This window comes from Ectopseudomonas chengduensis, assembly GCF_900102635.1.
Taxonomy (GTDB): Bacteria; Pseudomonadota; Gammaproteobacteria; order Pseudomonadales; family Pseudomonadaceae; genus Aquipseudomonas; species Aquipseudomonas chengduensis.
The window spans coordinates 1-15650 of record NZ_FMZQ01000014.1; the positions used below are offsets into that span (position 1 = coordinate 1).

Below are 15650 nucleotides of genomic sequence, written 5' to 3' on the forward strand. Positions count from 1 at the left end.
CCCTGGATGTAGCCCATAAACGACAATGCCCCCATCGACTGATGGAGGCATTGTCTTCAGCTTGCTCTCAGACTGCTAGGTTTTCACACAGTCTGATGCTGCGGGGCTTTTTCTTTCCCGGCACCACAGCTTCTTGCCGGTACAATGACCTTCTTTTTGTCGAGCCCAGTCATGAGCGAAGCCACCCGTCTGTCCAAACGCGTCATCGAACTGTTCGGTTGCTCGCGCCGTGAAGCCGATCTTTACATCGCAGGGGGCTGGGTGACGGTGGACGGCCAAGTGGTCGAAGCGCCGCAGTTCAAGGTCGAGGATCAGCGCGTCGAATTGCACCCCGATGCCCGCCTTGACCCCGTGGAGCCCGTCACCCTGCTGGTGCATGGCTCGACTGGCTGCAACGCCGCACAGTTGCAGCACTTGCTGGTGCGCGAACGACACTGGGAAGAGGACCCGCACGCCCAACGCGTCCTGCATGGCCACTTCCTGCGCCAGGAGCAGAGCCTGCCACTGCAGACCGGTGCCAGCGGCCTGATAGTGCTCAGCCAGGACTGGCGAACGCAACGCAAGCTGCGCGAGGATGCCGCCAAGCTGGAGCAGGAATACCTGGTCGAAGTAGCCGGCGAAGTGCCCGCCAGCGCATTGGAGCGCCTGAAGAAAGGCTGGCTGCACAAGGGCACGCAGTTCCCGCCGTGCAAGGCCAGCTGGCAGAGCGAACAGCGCCTGCGCTTCGCGCTGAAGAATCCGGCCCCTGACCTGCTGCGGCAGATATGTACGGCGCTGGGCCTGAAGGTGCTGGGCATGAAGCGCATCCGCATCGGCGGCGTACCCATGACCAAGTTGCCGGTCGGGCAATGGCGCTATCTGGGCGATAAGGAACGCTTCTGAGGTCGTGTTAGGCTGTGTCCGTCACGCCCTGGAGACCACCATCATGCGTACCCTACTGCTCACCGCACTGCTCGCCCTGAGCCTGCCCAGCTTCGCCGCGCCGGCACCATTCTTTCTCTGGCAGAGCAAGATCGATGGCCACCTGACCTGCGCTCAGGTCAGCCCTGGTGAAGGCTGGATTCGTTTCACCGGCCCATTCCGCGATGCTGGCTGCCGCGTGGCACACGACGCTCCCGTCAACAGACGCTAAGCAGGACGCCATGCAGCATCTGGTTTCTCCGGTCGGTATCGTTCGCTCCTGCTTCAAGGAAAAATTCGCCATTCCTCGCCAGCCGCACCTGGCGCCCGCCGCGCGCGGCGTGCTGGAACTGCTGCCCCCCTTCGATCAGGGCGAAGCCGTGCAGGGCCTGGAACAGGTCAGCCATGTCTGGTTGCTGTTTCTCTTTCACCAGGCGCTGGAAGACAAGCCGCGCCTGAAAGTGCGCCCGCCGCGCCTGGGCGGTAACCAGGCGGTAGGCGTGTTCAGCACCCGCGCCACCCATCGCCCCAACGGCATCGGCCAGTCCGTGGTACGCCTGGAACGAGTGGAACCAGGCCGCCTGCACCTGTCCGGCATCGACCTGCTCGACGGTACGCCGGTACTGGATATCAAGCCTTACGTGCCGTACGCCGATTCTGTGGCCGACGCGCGCAACGATATGGCAGATGCACCGCCCCCCCTGATTACAGTGGACTGGCAGGATGACGCGCTACGCCTGGCGCGCCAACACGCGCTGCGTCTGAGTGAGCCCTTGGTCGAGCTGATCGAGCAGTGCCTGGCGCAGGATCCGCGCCCGGCCTACCAGCAGCCGCAGCCGGAGCGCCGCTATGGTGCGCGCTTCTGGGATCTGGACGTGCACTGGCACTATCCCGAGCCAGGGCATATCCGGGTGCTGGATATGCAGATGGCACAGGGCACGGCCTGACCGAGCCAAGCCTTCGGAACGGCCAGTGGTGCAACGGGCAGCCTCACTTCAGCGCGATGGATTGAGAGCCAGCATATCGGCTTCGATAGCCTCCTGACGCTCGATCAGTGGTTCCACCAGCGGCCGGCTGGCGAGGAAATGCGCGGTTCGCGTATGCGCCTCGAAAGCCGCCTCGTCGACGTACACCTCGTACAGCCACACCAGGTCGGGATCACTGCGGTCACGCATCACGTCGAAGGTCAGGCAGCCCGGCTCATCGCGCACCGAAGCGGCGGCATTGACACGCATGGCATCCATGAACGCCCCGAAACTGCCGGGCTTGAGTTGGGTCTTGAGCAATAGCACGTACACGGCAACCTCCATTATGTTTTATATTTGAAAAATAATTGTATACATATTGGAGTGTAAAAAGATGCTCGAACGCCCATCGCGCCTCAATGGCCTACGCCATCTGGCCCTGCTGGTACCCAACCTGGAAGAGTGCGAGCGTTTCTACGTGGACGTGCTAGGCATGCAGTTGCTGCACCGCGCCAACGAGGACCTGGTCTACCTGACCTGCGGCAACGACAACCTGTCGCTCGGCCGCGCTTATGCCGAGAGCCACGGCGTGGCGCTGGTGGATCACTACGGTTTCATCGTCGACAGCGTCGAGGAGCTGGACGCCTGGTACCAGTACCTCAAGGCACAAGGGGTGACGCTACTGGATCGGCCCTTCGACCATGGCGACGGTGCGCGCAGCTTTCACCTGCTGGACCCAGCCGGCAACAAGGTCCAGCCGCTCTATCATCCTGCGATCTCGGGCCAGCGCTTCAGTCCAGCCCGAACCTGAACATGTGGGAGCGAGCGCTGTAGGGCGTACTCGCGAAGCAGTACGCCGTTAGGACTTTTGCCGCACCGAAGACGGCGGACTGTTCGCTGACGCTCCTGAGTCCGCCCTACGCCCGCCCGCGGCCGGCGTCCCGGCTCGCCCGAATCAGGTGCGGAACTGTCGCACCAACTCCTGCAGCTCGACGCCCAAACGCGCCAGCTCGGCGCTGGAGGCCGCAGTCTGTTCCGTGGCGGTAGCGCTCTGCTCACCGATATCGCGCACACGGGTGACGCTCTCGTTGATCGCCTCGGCCACAGCGCTCTGCTCCTCGGCAGCGGCGGCGATCTGCTGGTTCATCTGCTCGATGGTACTCACCGCCTGGGTGATGCGCCCCAACGCGTCACCAGCCTCGCCCGCCAGTTCGACGGTGCGGCGGGTCAGGTCGCGGCTGCTGTCCATCTGCTGCACGGCGCCCTTGGCCATGCGCTGCAGGCCGGCGATCAGGCTCTCGATCTCTTCGGTGCTGTCCTGGGCACGCTTGGCCAGCGCGCGTACTTCGTCGGCGACCACGGCGAAACCACGGCCCTGCTCACCTGCACGCGCCGCCTCGATGGCGGCGTTGAGCGCCAGCAGGTTGGTCTGCTCGGCGACGTTGCGAATCACTTCCAGCACACTGCCGATACGCGCGCTTTCCTGATTCAGGTCGGCGATGGCCTTGGCGGACTGCTCCACTTCGCTGGCCAGACTGTCGATCTGATCCACCGCCTGCTGCACCACGCGATTACCCTGCTGCGCTTCCAGATCCGCATCACGCGCCGCCAGCGAGGCCTGCTCGGCGTTCTGTGCCACTTCCTGCACGGTCGCAGCCATCTGGTGCATGGCGGTGGCGGTCTGCTCGGTTTCCAGCTTCTGTGTCTGCACCCCGGCGCTGGTCTGCGCGGTGATCGCCGACAATTGCTCGGCAGCCGCCGCGATCTGCCCGACACCCCCACCAATGCGTCCGACCAGGGTGCGCAGGCTAAGGGTCATGTCCTGCATGGCGGCCAGCAACTGGCCCACTTCGTCGCGGCGATCCTGCGGGATGTTCTGGCTGAGATCGCCTGCGGCGATGCGTTGGGCGAATGCCACGGTCTGGCGCAGCGGTGCGACGATCAAGCGGGTGATCAGCAACGCCGCGCACAGGCCCAGCACCACTGCGGCCGCACCCATGATGCCGAGCATCACCAGCGAGCGCTGGCTGTCGTCGAGCATGCTCTGCTCGGCCGCCGCCTGGGCCGCTTCGGCCAGGTCCACCACCGAGCGCGCACGTTCGATCATGGCGTTCTCAGTGGCCAGGTTCTGCTCGCGCAGTTGCTGGTAATAGAGGAAGGAACGCTGGTAGAAGGTCAGCGCCTGCAGCGCGGTGTCAATGGCGCCTTTCTGGTCGTCGTTGAGCCATACCATCAGGCTGCGAGCCACGGTTTGCAGGTCTTCGCTGACGTATTCCCATTCCTCCAGCGCCTCAGCCGAACCGTCGATGATGTACAGGCTTTCATGGCCACGCAGATCGAGCATGCGTTTGCTCAGACCGGATGCGGTTTCCGCCAGGGTCAGCGGATCGCTGCCGCGCAGGCGGTCGCCCTGCAGACGCAGTTCACGTACCGCGTCGTACATGTCTAGCTCGATCACCTCGAACTGGTCGCGCGCCTCGGCAGCGGCGCTGCGCATGTCCTGCCGCGCTTCGCGCGCCTTGTTCTGCTGCTCGACATAGTTATCGAACTGCTTGAGGTACTCGGCCACGGCCTGCTGCATGGTCTGATTGCGCGAGCTGGCGCCAGAACTGTCCTGGGCGAGCTTTTCCAGCAGTGTCTGCACCTTGAGCAAACTGGCCCGCACGAGCTCGGCACTCTGCGGGGTCTGCTCGATGGCGAAGCTGCGCTCCAGGCGACGCGCCTGAAGAATCTCCTGGTTGACCTGTGCCAACTGGCCGACCTGGGCATGTCCTTGCAGCACCGCCTGTACAGCGAGAAAGCCGCTGCCGGTCATGGCTGCAGTGAGCAGCAATACCAGACCGAAGCCGATGAATAACTTCTTGCCGACGGCAAGGTTGGCGAATAGGCGTGCGGCAGGTTCAAACATAGGGGACAACTCCAGGTTCTTCTTATAAAGCCACGTCTCATGAACGCGGCCTGGTCGGAAGGCAACGCAACTGCTGTGCCAAATCGAACCCCATATATCGGCAGCAAAGGCGCCCAGCTTGAGTACTGGCAATTCGCCAAGTGGTTTTGTTAAGCATAGCCCCTGAAAAGCAGACACCTGGCCATGCTCGGCAACTATCCGCTTATTGGCGCCGATTTACTGGCGATTTTTCGCCGATAAAAAAGGCGCAGCCCCTCACAGAGCTGCGCCTCGACCTGTGATCAACGACTCAGCGGCCAGTCAGTACCGGCATCACTCGTGGCCGCAGCACTTCGCCGGCCACCGCCAGCAGACCGATGGCGCCGGCAATCCAGTACCACTGCGCGATTGGGTCGAACATCAGCCAGCCCAGTGCATGCAGGAACACCACCATGATCAGCACCGGGCTGACGTAGCGCACCATGAACAACCAGAGCGCGTAGCCCGCAGGAGGCAGGCCCAGCTCGTCACGCATGATTTCGCCGCGCAGCGCATAACCTGCCAGCAGCACCATGAAAATACCGCCCAGCGGCATCATCCAGCGCGAAGTGAGGTAGTCCAGCCAGTCGAAGAAGTTCTTGCCCAGCGGCGTCCAGCCCGCCAGCAGGTTGAACGACAGCATCGCCAGCAGGCTGATCACCAGCAGTACCGCGCCGGCCCCGATGGCAGCGCGCAGGCGGCTGATACCGTGCTTTTCGTTCAGGTAGGCCACGCTGGCCTCGATCATCGAGATCGCCGAGGTCAGCGCGGCGATCGATACCATGGCAAAGAACAAGACGCCGAACGCGGTGCCGAATGGCATCTGCTGGAAGGCCAGCGGCAGACTCATGAAGATCAGCCCCGGCCCGGCGCTGGGGCTCATGCCGTTGGCGAAGATGATCGGGAAGATCGCCAGACCGGCCAGCAGCGCCACGCAGGTATCGCAGAGTGCGACGATGAAGGTGGTCCGCGCGATGGATTGACCGTCCGGGATGTAGGAGCCGTAGGTGAGAATGGCGCCCGAGGCCAGGCTGAGGGTGAAGAAGGCGTGACCCAGTGCCGCCAACAGTGCTTCGCCGGTGATCTTCGAGGCATCGAAGTGGAAGAGGAAGCCGAAGCCTGCGCTGAAACTGCCACTGGTGAACGCATAGCCGACCAGCGCGATGAGCATCAGGGCCAGGCCCGGCATCATCCAGCGCACCGCGTTTTCGATGCCTTTCTGCACGCCCTTGGCGACGATCCACAGGGTCAGCAGCGCCACCAGCACGCTCCAGCCGCCGAGTTGCCAGGGATTGGCGTTATGCGTCTCGAACACCCCACCCAGTGCTTCGACGCTGGTGGCGGCCAGGGAGCCGTCGAGCATCTTCCACGTATAGGCGAAGGCCCAGCCGGCGACGACCACGTAGAAGCACAAGATCATGAAACCGGCGAGCATGGCCATGCCGCCAACCGCCTTCCACAGCGGGTTGCCGCCGTTCTCGCGTACCACGCGGCCGATGGCGTCGATGGGGCTGCCGCGACCACGGCGGCCGATGGCGATCTCGGTCATCATCACCGGAATGCCGATGGCCAGGATGCACGCCAGGTACATCAGCACGAAGGCGCCGCCGCCGTATTCGCCGGTGATGTAGGGGAATTTCCAGATATTGCCCAGGCCGACGGCCGAGCCGGTTGCAGCGAGGATGAAACCCCAGCGCGAGAGCCAGAGGTTCTTCGGTTTTTCACGGGTCATGCGTCACCTGTTTGTTTTTATCTGTGACGGAATCGGACCCGCCGCGCTTGTGGCGCAGCGGAATGCAAGGCTTGGGTTGAAGCCGAAGTGTCACTGGGCGTCGGCTTGTGCCTCCGGCGCGGCCAGTTGGAAGGCCTCCAGGGGTTCACAGCGCGCCGCCATGGCGACAATGCGTGGGTACGCGGCAAGGTCACAGTTAAAACGCCGCGCATTATACAGCTGCGGAATCAGGCAGGCCTCCAGATATCCCGGCCGCTCGCCGAGCGACAGGCGCCCGTCGAACGGCGCCAGGCCGTCCTCCACTGCCGCCAGGCCCAACGCGACCCAGTGCCGGTACCAGGCGTTCTTGGCTTCGTCGGCAACGCCCAGTTCATTGCTCAGGTACTGCAGCACACGCAGGTTGTTCAGTGGGTGCACGTCGCAGGCGAGATGCAGCGCCAGCGCCCGCACCTGCGCGCGCTCGGCCGGGTCGGCCGGCAGCAGCGCCGGTACCGGGAAGATTTCTTCGAGGTATTCGATGATCGCCAGCGACTGGGCGATGCGTACGCCGCCGTTTTCCTCGTCCACCAGCAACGGCAGCAAACCCTGCGGGTTCAGCGCACGGTACTCGGCCGCGTGCTGCTCACCCCCGCCGCGAACCAGATGCACCGGCACCGAATCAAAGGCCAGGCGCTTGAGGTTCAGGGCGATGCGCACGCGGTAGGCGGCACTGGAGCGCCAGTAGCCATAGAGCTTCAACATTGCGGATTCCTCGCGAAACGCAAACTGTAGGAGCGGCTTCAGCCGCGATAGATCTTGAACGTGCCAACAACATCGCGGCTAAAGCCGCTCCTACCGATCAGCGAGCGTCGTACTTTTCCACCACCTGATCGATGGCGCCGAAGATGCTCTGGCCGGCGGCGTCGAACATCTCGATACGCACCTGGTCGCCGAACTTGAGGAACGGCGTCTTCGCCTCGCCCTGCTCGACGATTTCCAGCATGCGTTTTTCCGCCAGGCAGCTCGAGCCCGCGCTGCGATCGTAGTTGGACACGGTGCCCGAACCGATGATGGTACCGGCGCCCAGCGGACGGGTCTTGGCGGCGTGGGCGACCAGGGTCGGGAAGTTGAAGGTCATGTCCACGCCGGCATCCGGCTGGCCGAACAGCGCGCCGTTGATATGCGAGACCAGCGGCCGATGCACCTTGCCGTCCTTCCAGCTTTCGCCCAGCTCGTCCGGGGTGATGGCCACCGGAGAAAAGCTCGACGACGGCTTGCTCTGGTAGAAACCGAAGCCCTTGGCCAGCTCGCCGGGGATCAGGTTGCGCAGCGACACGTCGTTGACCAGCATCAGCAGGCGGATATGGCCGGCCGCTTCGGCCGGCGTGGCGCCCATCGGCACGTCGTCGGTGATCACCGCCAGCTCCGCTTCCAGGTCGATGCCCCAGGCTTCGTCGGCCAGGCGGATCGGGCTGTGCGGTGGGATGAAAGCATCGGCACCACCCTGGTACATCAGCGGGTCGTGCCAGAAGGATTCCGGCATCTCGGCGCCACGCGCCTTGCGCACCAGTTCGACATGATTGACGTAGGCGCTGCCATCGGCCCAATGGTAGGCACGCGGCAGCGGGCTGTGACAGGCGGCCTGATCGAAGGCGAAGGCGCCCTCTTCCAAGCCGTCGTTGAGACGCTGATAGACCGCCTCCAGCTTGGGCCGGGCGACAGCCCAGTCGTCCAGCGCGGCCTGCAGGGTGATGGCGATCTGCGGCGCGAGCACGGCGCGGGTCAGATCGCGGGAAACCACGATCAGCACGCCGTCGCGGCCTTGATTGAGTGATGCGAGTTTCATATGCGATTTCCGTTCTTGGCGTAGGAGCCGGCTTGCCGGCGATCCGGGGATCGCTGATCGCCGGCAAGCCGGCTCCTACAGGTTCAACCTTGTGTACCCGGCGCGCGCCAGGAATTGACGTACTCGGCGACATCCACCGCACTGGCGGCATCGGCCACTTCCAGGGCACGACGGGTGTCGATCATCACCGCCACCTCGTCGATGAAGGTGGCCGGATCCTCCTGACTCTTCTTCAGCGCCTTGGGGTGCGGCCCATGGGGGAAACCGCAGGGGTGCAGAGTGACCATGCCCTGCTCGATGTTGTCGCGGCTGAAGAAGTTGCCGCGGTGGTAGAACAGCACTTCGTCGTAATCGTCGTTGTTGTGGAAGAACGGCACCTTGAGCGCGCCGGGGTCGGATTCCACCGGTCGCGGGGTGAAGGTGCAGATCACGAAACCGTTGGCGACGAAGGTGGTGTGTACCGACGGCGGCAGGTGGTAGCGATGGCTGATCAACGGGCGAATATCGCGCCAGTTAAGGCGTACCACGGTGTTGTCACCGTGCCAGCCGACCACGTCCAGCGGGTTGTAGGGGTAGGTCACGGTGCTGATCTGGCCGCGCCGCTTGATGCGGATCTGCCAGGTGTTCTCGTCCTGCTGCGCCTTGAAGGCGTCGTCGATATGCGGGTGCTCCAGCACCGCCAGGTCGAAGATCGCCTGCGGGCCGAGCAGGCCCTTGTCCGGCAACTGATAGGCGCCGTCGGTGTTCTCGATCAGCAGGAAGTAGCTCGGTGTGCTGGCCTCGATGCGCCAGGCGGTGCCACGGGGGATCAGCAGGTAGTCGCCGTCGCGGTACTGCAGATGGCCGAAGTCGCAGTAGAAATGCCCACTGCCTTCATGGACGAACAGCAACTCGTCACCATCGGCGTTGCGCACCAGATGGCGCATGGCGCCGTGGGTGCGCCAGACGCGCAGCTTGACGTCGGCGTTGTGCAGCGTCAGCGGCGCCGCCAGCGGGCAGTCGCGCTCGCTGGGAATGTTGTTGAAGTTGAACGCATGCGGACGCAGCGGGCCTTGCCAGTCGATCCAGCCGGTGGGCGGATGCTTATGGTGCAGGTGCGCGGTGGGGCCGAAGAAGCCCTCACGGCCCATCTCGCGCTCGTATGTGCCCTGCGGCAGGTCGCAATGCGCCTGACGCGAGCACTCGCCTTCACGCAGGGGAAAGCGAATCCATTGGCGGCTCATGGCATCACTCCTCGGAGATCACACCGCGACGCAACTGGTCTTCCTCGATGGACTCGAACAAGGCCTTGAAGTTGCCCTCGCCGAAGCCCTGATTGCCCTTGCGCTGGATGATCTCGAAGAAGATCGGGCCGATCACCGTGTTGGTGAAGATCTGCAGCAGGATGCCGTCATCGCCCGGCGCTCCGTCGATCAGAATGTTCAGTTCACGCAGTACGTCGGTCGGCTCGCCATGGCCGGCGACGCGGGTGTCGACCTTCTCGTAATAGGTATCCGGGGTGGTCATGAAGTCGACGCCGTTGGCGCGCAGTTGGCGCACGGTGGCGTAGATGTCGTCGGTGGACAGGGCGATGTGCTGGATACCTTCGCCGTGGTATTCGCGGATGAATTCCTCGATCTGCGACTTGTCATCGGCCGACTCGTTGATCGGAATGCGGATCTTGCCGCAGGGCGCGGTCATCGCGCGGGAGAACAGGCCGGTGAGCTTGCCTTCGATATCGAAGTAGCGGATCTCGCGAAAATTGGCGATACGCTCGTAGAAGCCGGACCAGACGTCCATCTGCCCGCGACGCACGTTGTGGGTCAGGTGGTCGATGCACTGCAGGCCGACGGCGTTGTCATTCGGGCTGCGGCCTTCGATGTACTCGAAGTCGACGTCGTAGATGCTCTTGTCGCCGCTCTCGTTGGAATAACGGTCAACCAGATACAGCAGCGAGCCGCCGATGCCCTCGACGCAGGGAATGTTCAGCTCGCCGAAGTTGGCGTGGCTGCCCACCAGCTTGGCGCCCTGCTGCTCGACGTAAGCAGCGGCCTGGGCCGCGTTCTTGACCCGGAAGGCCATGGCGCAGGCGCTGGGGCCATGCTTCTCACCGAAGGCGCGCACGTGGCCGGTGGGGCTGCCGTTGAGCACGATGTTGATGTCGTTCTGCTGGAACAGCCAGACCTCTTTCGAGCGGTGCTTGGCGGTCTCGGTGAAACCCATGGCGGTGAACAACTGGCGCAGTTGCTCGATGCCTTCGGCATTCGGTGCGGTGAATTCGACGAACTCGAAACCGTCGGTTCCGATGGGGTTGTGCTGCTCGATCTTGGCCACGGCGGTCATTTCGCCTCCTGATTGTCATTGTTATGGCAGCCGCACGAATGCGTTGCGGACAACCTCATGACAACCGAGCGCAGACCCGCTCTCAAGATGGCTTGCGACACTTCGACACAGCAGCCAAGCGCAACGCCGGCAAATTTTCGTTACGCCAGGCAGCTAACGCAGGCAGCGCCCCGCTTACCGTAAAAGAAACCTTACAGAGCGGTCTGCCGGCTTGCCGCTAGCACTCAGTCGGAGCGCAAGAAGGTGTAGGCACGCTCCACCTTGGCCACCCGTGTGGCGAAGGCAGCGTACCAATCGGCTCGCCCCTGCTCACGCACGACGCGGTGCTCGGCGTGCTCGCGCCAGGCACGAATGGCCTCCTCGCTCTGCCAGTAGGACAGGGTAATGCCCAGGCCATCGCTGCGCGCCGACTCCACGCCGAGGAAACCGGGCTGCTGGGCGGCCAGTTCCAGCATGCGCTGTGCCGCCTCGGCGTAGCCGGCATCCACCTCGGTGCGCTGGCTGGTAAACATCACCACGTAATAAGGTGGCTCAGGCGTAACGGCGATCACACGGCTGCCTGCAGATGCGCTTCGTGTACCGATTGCACCGCACAGGCGCCGACCAGACCGGCCACGACCGGCGGCAGGCGACCTTCCAGCGCCGCGCGCTCGGGCTGGAACAGGGTGGCGATAAAGAACGGATGGTCCTCCAGTTCGATGGCACGCACCGCGCCCGCCTGGTCATGCCCGGAGGCCTTCAGCGCCTGGGCCATCAGCGGCTCGACGAAGGCATCGACGAGACCATAGCGGCACAGGTACTGCTCGCTGATCTCACGTACGCCGTAGAGTTCGGCAATGCGCGAGCCGGAAACCAGATGCACGTGCTCGCTGACATCCAGCAAGGCGCAGCTCAGGGGCGCGATCAGAGGATTCTGCGCTTGCGGCGACAGCTCGGCGTGTTCGGCATCGGTCCAGCCCAGGCGGTTGCGCGCGTACTCCAGCAGCGCGTGCTGGAAGCCGCCACAGGTGCCCAGGAACGGCACGCCCCGCTCGCGCGCGAAACGAATGGCGCGCAACGCACCTTCGGTGGCGGCGTAGGGACTGCCCGGCACGCACCAGATGCCGTCGTAAGCCATCAGGGTGGCGTCATCGACGAGACTGTCAGTGGCCAGCCAGTCATGTTCGACCGCCACACCCAGTGCCTCGCTGGCCAGGCGCAGCGCCTCGGGAATGGCCCGGTGCGCGGCAATCGCCGCATTGTAGTCACCCACCAGAGCGACCTTGACTCGACACTTGCTGTACATACGCCTATCCCCTCTTGCATGGCGGTCTCCCTGCCACTATAAGATGGCGCTAGCGCAATAATAATTGGCGAATAGACAAGCAGAGATTGCAGCTGTGCAATATCAGATCGACCATGCCGACCTCTCCCTGGTGCTCGCCCTGGTGCGTGGCCGCTCCCTGGCGCGCGCGGCAGAACTGATGCAGGTCGACGTGTCCACGGTGTTCCGCGCCGTGCGCCGCCTGGAGGCCGCCCTAGGGGTGGCGCTGTTCGAAAAGAGCCGACGCGGCTACGAACCCAGCGAAACCGCCCGCGCCCTGGCCGAGCAGGCCGAGCGCGCCGAACAGGCGCTGGATGCTGCACGCGTGGCGCTGGAGCTAGGCAAGCAGGTAGTCAGCGGTACGGTGCGCCTGACCTGCACCGATGCAGTATTGAGCAGCCTGCTGCTACCGGCCATGGCGCGTTTCATGCCCAGTTACCCGGCGCTGGCGCTGGAGCTGGTGACCTCCAACGACTTCGCCAACCTCAGCCGGCGCGATGCCGACCTGGCCCTGCGCCTGACCAACGAGCCGCCGGAGCATCTGGTCGGGCGGCGCCTGGCCAGCGTGTACTACCTCGTCTGCGCGCGCGATGATGGCCAGGATCGCAGCGACCTGGCACGGCAGAGCTGGATCGCCCCGGACGAGGCGATGCCGGATCACGCCACGGTACTCTGGCGCCTGCGCGAGTTGCCCGGCGTCACCCCCAGCTACCGCTGCAGCAGCATGTACGCCGTGGCGCAGTTGGCCCGCGCCGGGCTGGGTGTCGCCGCCCTGCCCGACTTCGTGCTGCGCGCCCACCCCGAACTCAAGGCACTCGGCCCGCCACTGGCCGGCTGCGACACCGAACTCTGGTTGCTGACCCGCCCGGATTGCCGGGCCTTGCGCTCGGTGCAGACACTGTTCGAGGAGTTGAGTGAGGCTCTGATGAGCCATGGCTGAGGTAGAGCGTCGCCGCTAAAGCGCCTCCCACAGAACGGGAGCAGCCGTTCATTGCAGCGGCGCAACCTTGTGGGAGGGGCTTCAGCCGCGACAGCCAAGGAAGCTGTGTAGCCCGGATGAAATCCGGGGACATTGGTTGCGCAAAAGAGCATCGCGGCTGAAGCGGAATGCCGCCCAGCCGCTCCTACCTATCCCGTAGAAGCGGCTTCAGATCCATAGGGCGGGTGCAACCCGCCACTCATTTATGGTGGGTTGCACCCGCCCTACAACATTACAGATGCCTAACTGCCCCCGTAGGAGCAGTTTCAGCCGCGAAGAATAGACACCTCAGCCCTGCTGCAAATGCCCGTAGAGCTTGGCGTACAGGCCACCTTCGGCGATCAGCTGCTGGTGGTCGCCATCCTCGGCGACGCTGCCGCCATCGAACACCAGCACGCGGTCAGCCTGTTTCACCGCGCTGAGGCGGTGGGCGATGATCAGCGTGGTGCGACCTTCAAGGAACTGCGCCAGCGCTTCATGCAAGGCGTACTCGGTGGCCGCATCCAGCGCCGAGGTGGCCTCGTCGAGAATCACCACCTTCGGCTCGGCCAGCACCATGCGCGCGATCGCCAGGCGCTGACGTTGCCCACCAGAGAGCCGCACACCACTGCGCCCGACCACGCTGTCCAGACCCTGCGGCAGTTGCGCGATGGTGTCGTGAAGCTGGGCGATACGCAGCGCCTGCCAACAAGCCTCGTCGCTGCGTTCGCGGCCCATGGTCAGGTTGGCACGCACCGTGTCGTTGAACAGTGCCGGGTGCTGCAACACCACCGCGACGTTGTCACGCACGCCGTCCAGGCCGATCTCCTCCAGCGCGCTGCCGCCGAAGCGGATGCTGCCGGCCTGTGGCGTATAAAGGCCCAGCAGCAGCTGCACCAGCGTGCTTTTGCCACCGCCGGACGCGCCGACGATGGCGACCTTCTCACCCGGGCCGATGGACAGATCGAGACGATCCAGCACTGGCTCCTCGCCATAGCCGAAGGTCAACCCGCGCACCTCGATACCGACCGTGTCGCGCCCCTTGAAAGGGTCGACGCGCCCGTCGTACTGCGGCTCGTCCTTGCGTGCCAGCAGCTCGTTGATCCGCGTCAGCGCCCCGCCTGCAGCGTAGAACGCGTACTGCAGACTGAGCAGCTGCTCCACCGGGCCGATCATGAACCACAGGTAGCTGAACACCGCGAGCATCTGGCCGATGGACAGGTCGGAAAACAGCACGGTGAGCATCGCCGCCGCGCGGAACACGTCGATACCGAACTGGAACAGCAGGCCGCTGGCACGGTTGGAGGCATCGCTCTTCCACTGCGAGGCAACGGCATAGTCGCGCACCTCGCGCGCCCGCCCGCCGAGGCGGCCGAGGAAGTAGCCCTGGCGGTTGCCGGCGCGCACTTCCTGAATGGCTTCCAGGGTCTCGGTCAGCGCCTGGGTGAAACGCGACGTGCTGTCGTTCTCCAGCTTCTTCAGGTGCTTGACCTTCTTGCCCAGCAGCACGGTGGCGTAGATCACCAGCGGGTTGAACAGCAGGATCAGCAAGGCCAGTTGCCAGTGCATCCAGATCAGGATGGCCGAGGTGCCGACCAGGGTCAGCACCGCCACCAGAAAGCGGCTGAGGGTCTCGCCGACGAACTTGTCCAGGGTGTCCAGATCGGTGACCAGGTGGGTGGTCACGGTGCCGCTACCCAGGCTCTCGTACTCGCCGAGGGAGATGCGCTTGAGGCGCTCGATCAGACGCATGCGGATGCGATAGACAATGTCCTTCGACAACCTGGCGAACAGCCGCGCCTGCAACACGTTGAAGATCAGCCCCGAGCTGCGCAGCAGCAAGGTCAGCAGCAGCATCAGGCCGATGTAGCCTGCTGCGGTCTGCCAGTCGGCAGGCAGGAAGTTGTCCATCACCTTGAGCGCCGCGTCTCCGTCATGCAGCAGCACTTCGTCCACCAGCAGCGGCAACAGCAACGGGATCGGCACGCTGCACAAGGTCGCCAGCACGGCGACCAGATTGGCCAGGATCAGCGCTTTCTTGTGATGCAGGGCCAGGCGACGGATTTCTGCCCAGCTCAACCGATCAGGCATTGGCAGCGCGCTCCAGCCAGCGGCCCAGCAGCGGCGCCAGTACCGCGAGCGGTTGATAGCCGTTGGTCAGCAGCGCCAGCTGGCCGTCGCGCTCCGCCAACAAGGTGGGGAAGCCGGCGATGCCCAGATCCTGTACCCAGGTGAAGTCGGCAGCAGTCGCCTCCTGCATGGCCTGACTGTCGAAGGCCTCGGCGAACTCGATGCGCGGGATGCCCGCCTGCTCGGCCAGTTGCACCAGCACGCTGGCCTGGGTGACGTCGGCACCCTCGGTGTAGAAGGCTTGCTGAACCAGCTTGAGCAGCGTCCAGGCGCTTGCGGCATCGAGCTGGCGCGCGGTGACCAGCGCACGGCAGGCTGGCTCGGTGTCGTACACCAGCCCCTCGGGCAGCCCGCGTTCGAAGTCGAACAGCTGCCCGGTACTGGCGTTGACCGCCTGCCAGTAGCCCAGGTAACGCACCCGCGCGGCCGCATCGATCGCCACCTGATCGCGGCGCAGGCCACCCACCACGACCTGCAGCGGCACGCCGGCGGCCGCAGCCTGCTCGGCCAGTGCTTCGACCACCGGGGCGAAACCCCAACACCAGGAGCACATCGGGTCCATCACGTAGAGCAGGCGGCTAGCCATGGG

General features: G+C 64.4%; 16 protein-coding genes. 5 read left to right on the forward strand and 11 right to left on the reverse strand.

Translation table 11 applies throughout. The features are described 5' to 3' along the window. The first annotated feature begins 171 nt into the window (after positions 1-171). The 3 genes from BLS08_RS19760 to tsaA are packed head-to-tail and all read left to right on the forward strand — an operon-like array spanning position 172 to position 1847. Positions 172-882 carry an RNA pseudouridine synthase gene (locus BLS08_RS19760; RefSeq protein WP_017677496.1) on the forward strand — a complete coding sequence of 237 codons (711 nt, stop codon included), beginning with the start codon at positions 172-174 and terminating at the stop codon, positions 880-882. Between the two features lie 43 nt (positions 883-925). After that, positions 926-1132 (forward strand): hypothetical protein, encoded by a 207-nt coding sequence (locus BLS08_RS19765; RefSeq protein WP_017677497.1) that lies wholly within the window; start codon positions 926-928, stop codon positions 1130-1132. Between the two features lie 10 nt (positions 1133-1142). Next, positions 1143-1847, forward strand: coding sequence for a tRNA (N6-threonylcarbamoyladenosine(37)-N6)-methyltransferase TrmO (tsaA, locus tag BLS08_RS19770; RefSeq protein ID WP_017677498.1), 705 nt, complete (start codon positions 1143-1145; stop codon positions 1845-1847). 48 nt (positions 1848-1895) lie between these two features. Here tsaA and BLS08_RS19775 read toward each other — a convergent pair whose 3' ends face one another. Then, positions 1896-2198, reverse strand: a complete 303-nt coding sequence (locus BLS08_RS19775) for a putative quinol monooxygenase (RefSeq protein ID WP_017677499.1) — start codon at positions 2196-2198, stop codon at positions 1896-1898. A gap of 61 nt (positions 2199-2259) precedes the next feature. Between BLS08_RS19775 and BLS08_RS19780 the strand changes: the two genes are divergently transcribed. Continuing rightward, positions 2260-2676 carry a VOC family protein gene (locus tag BLS08_RS19780; RefSeq protein ID WP_017677500.1) on the forward strand — a complete coding sequence of 139 codons (417 nt, stop codon included), beginning with the start codon at positions 2260-2262 and terminating at the stop codon, positions 2674-2676. A gap of 144 nt (positions 2677-2820) precedes the next feature. Here BLS08_RS19780 and BLS08_RS19785 read toward each other — a convergent pair whose 3' ends face one another. From BLS08_RS19785 to BLS08_RS19820, 8 genes are all read right to left on the reverse strand, one after another. Further along, positions 2821-4773 (reverse strand): methyl-accepting chemotaxis protein, encoded by a 1953-nt coding sequence (locus tag BLS08_RS19785; protein WP_017677501.1) that lies wholly within the window; start codon positions 4771-4773, stop codon positions 2821-2823. A 289-nt stretch (positions 4774-5062) separates the two neighbouring features. Further along, positions 5063-6523, reverse strand: a complete 1461-nt coding sequence (locus BLS08_RS19790) for a sodium-dependent transporter (protein ID WP_017677502.1) — start codon at positions 6521-6523, stop codon at positions 5063-5065. A gap of 90 nt (positions 6524-6613) precedes the next feature. Continuing rightward, positions 6614-7264: a maleylacetoacetate isomerase gene (maiA, locus tag BLS08_RS19795; protein WP_017677503.1), complete on the reverse strand. Its 651-nt coding sequence runs from the start codon at positions 7262-7264 to the stop codon at positions 6614-6616. Between the two features lie 97 nt (positions 7265-7361). Next, positions 7362-8348 carry a fumarylacetoacetate hydrolase family protein gene (locus BLS08_RS19800; protein WP_017677504.1) on the reverse strand — a complete coding sequence of 329 codons (987 nt, stop codon included), beginning with the start codon at positions 8346-8348 and terminating at the stop codon, positions 7362-7364. Between the two features lie 83 nt (positions 8349-8431). Continuing rightward, complete coding sequence (locus tag BLS08_RS19805; RefSeq protein WP_090337328.1) at positions 8432-9571, reverse strand: homogentisate 1,2-dioxygenase; 1140 nt, start codon at positions 9569-9571, stop codon at positions 8432-8434. A 4-nt stretch (positions 9572-9575) separates the two neighbouring features. Continuing rightward, positions 9576-10670 carry a 4-hydroxyphenylpyruvate dioxygenase gene (hppD, locus tag BLS08_RS19810; RefSeq protein ID WP_090337330.1) on the reverse strand — a complete coding sequence of 365 codons (1095 nt, stop codon included), beginning with the start codon at positions 10668-10670 and terminating at the stop codon, positions 9576-9578. 224 nt (positions 10671-10894) lie between these two features. After that, a complete protein-coding gene (locus tag BLS08_RS19815; protein ID WP_017677507.1) occupies positions 10895-11221 on the reverse strand; it encodes an antibiotic biosynthesis monooxygenase family protein in 327 nt (108 codons plus the stop codon). Continuing rightward, positions 11218-11955 carry a CTP synthase C-terminal region-related (seleno)protein gene (locus BLS08_RS19820; protein ID WP_090337331.1) on the reverse strand — a complete coding sequence of 246 codons (738 nt, stop codon included), beginning with the start codon at positions 11953-11955 and terminating at the stop codon, positions 11218-11220. Before BLS08_RS19820 ends, BLS08_RS19815 begins: the two co-directional genes overlap by 4 nt. Before the next feature lie 94 nt (positions 11956-12049). Here BLS08_RS19820 and BLS08_RS19825 point away from each other — a divergent pair, with 94 nt between their 5' ends. Continuing rightward, entirely contained in the window at positions 12050-12913 is an 864-nt protein-coding gene (locus BLS08_RS19825) for a LysR family transcriptional regulator (protein ID WP_090337332.1), read from the forward strand. 327 nt (positions 12914-13240) lie between these two features. On the opposite strand, the gene BLS08_RS19830 is transcribed toward BLS08_RS19825, so the two are convergent. Both BLS08_RS19830 and BLS08_RS19835 read right to left on the reverse strand, forming a co-directional pair. Further along, positions 13241-15022, reverse strand: coding sequence for an ABC transporter ATP-binding protein (locus BLS08_RS19830; protein ID WP_021488659.1), 1782 nt, complete (start codon positions 15020-15022; stop codon positions 13241-13243). Beyond that, the gene (locus BLS08_RS19835; protein WP_055987531.1) at positions 15015-15647 is read right to left on the reverse strand and encodes a DsbA family protein; all 633 of its coding nucleotides are present in this window, start codon (positions 15645-15647) and stop codon (positions 15015-15017) included. The genes BLS08_RS19830 and BLS08_RS19835 overlap by 8 nt, the downstream gene beginning before the upstream one ends. Positions 15648-15650 lie beyond the last annotated feature (3 nt).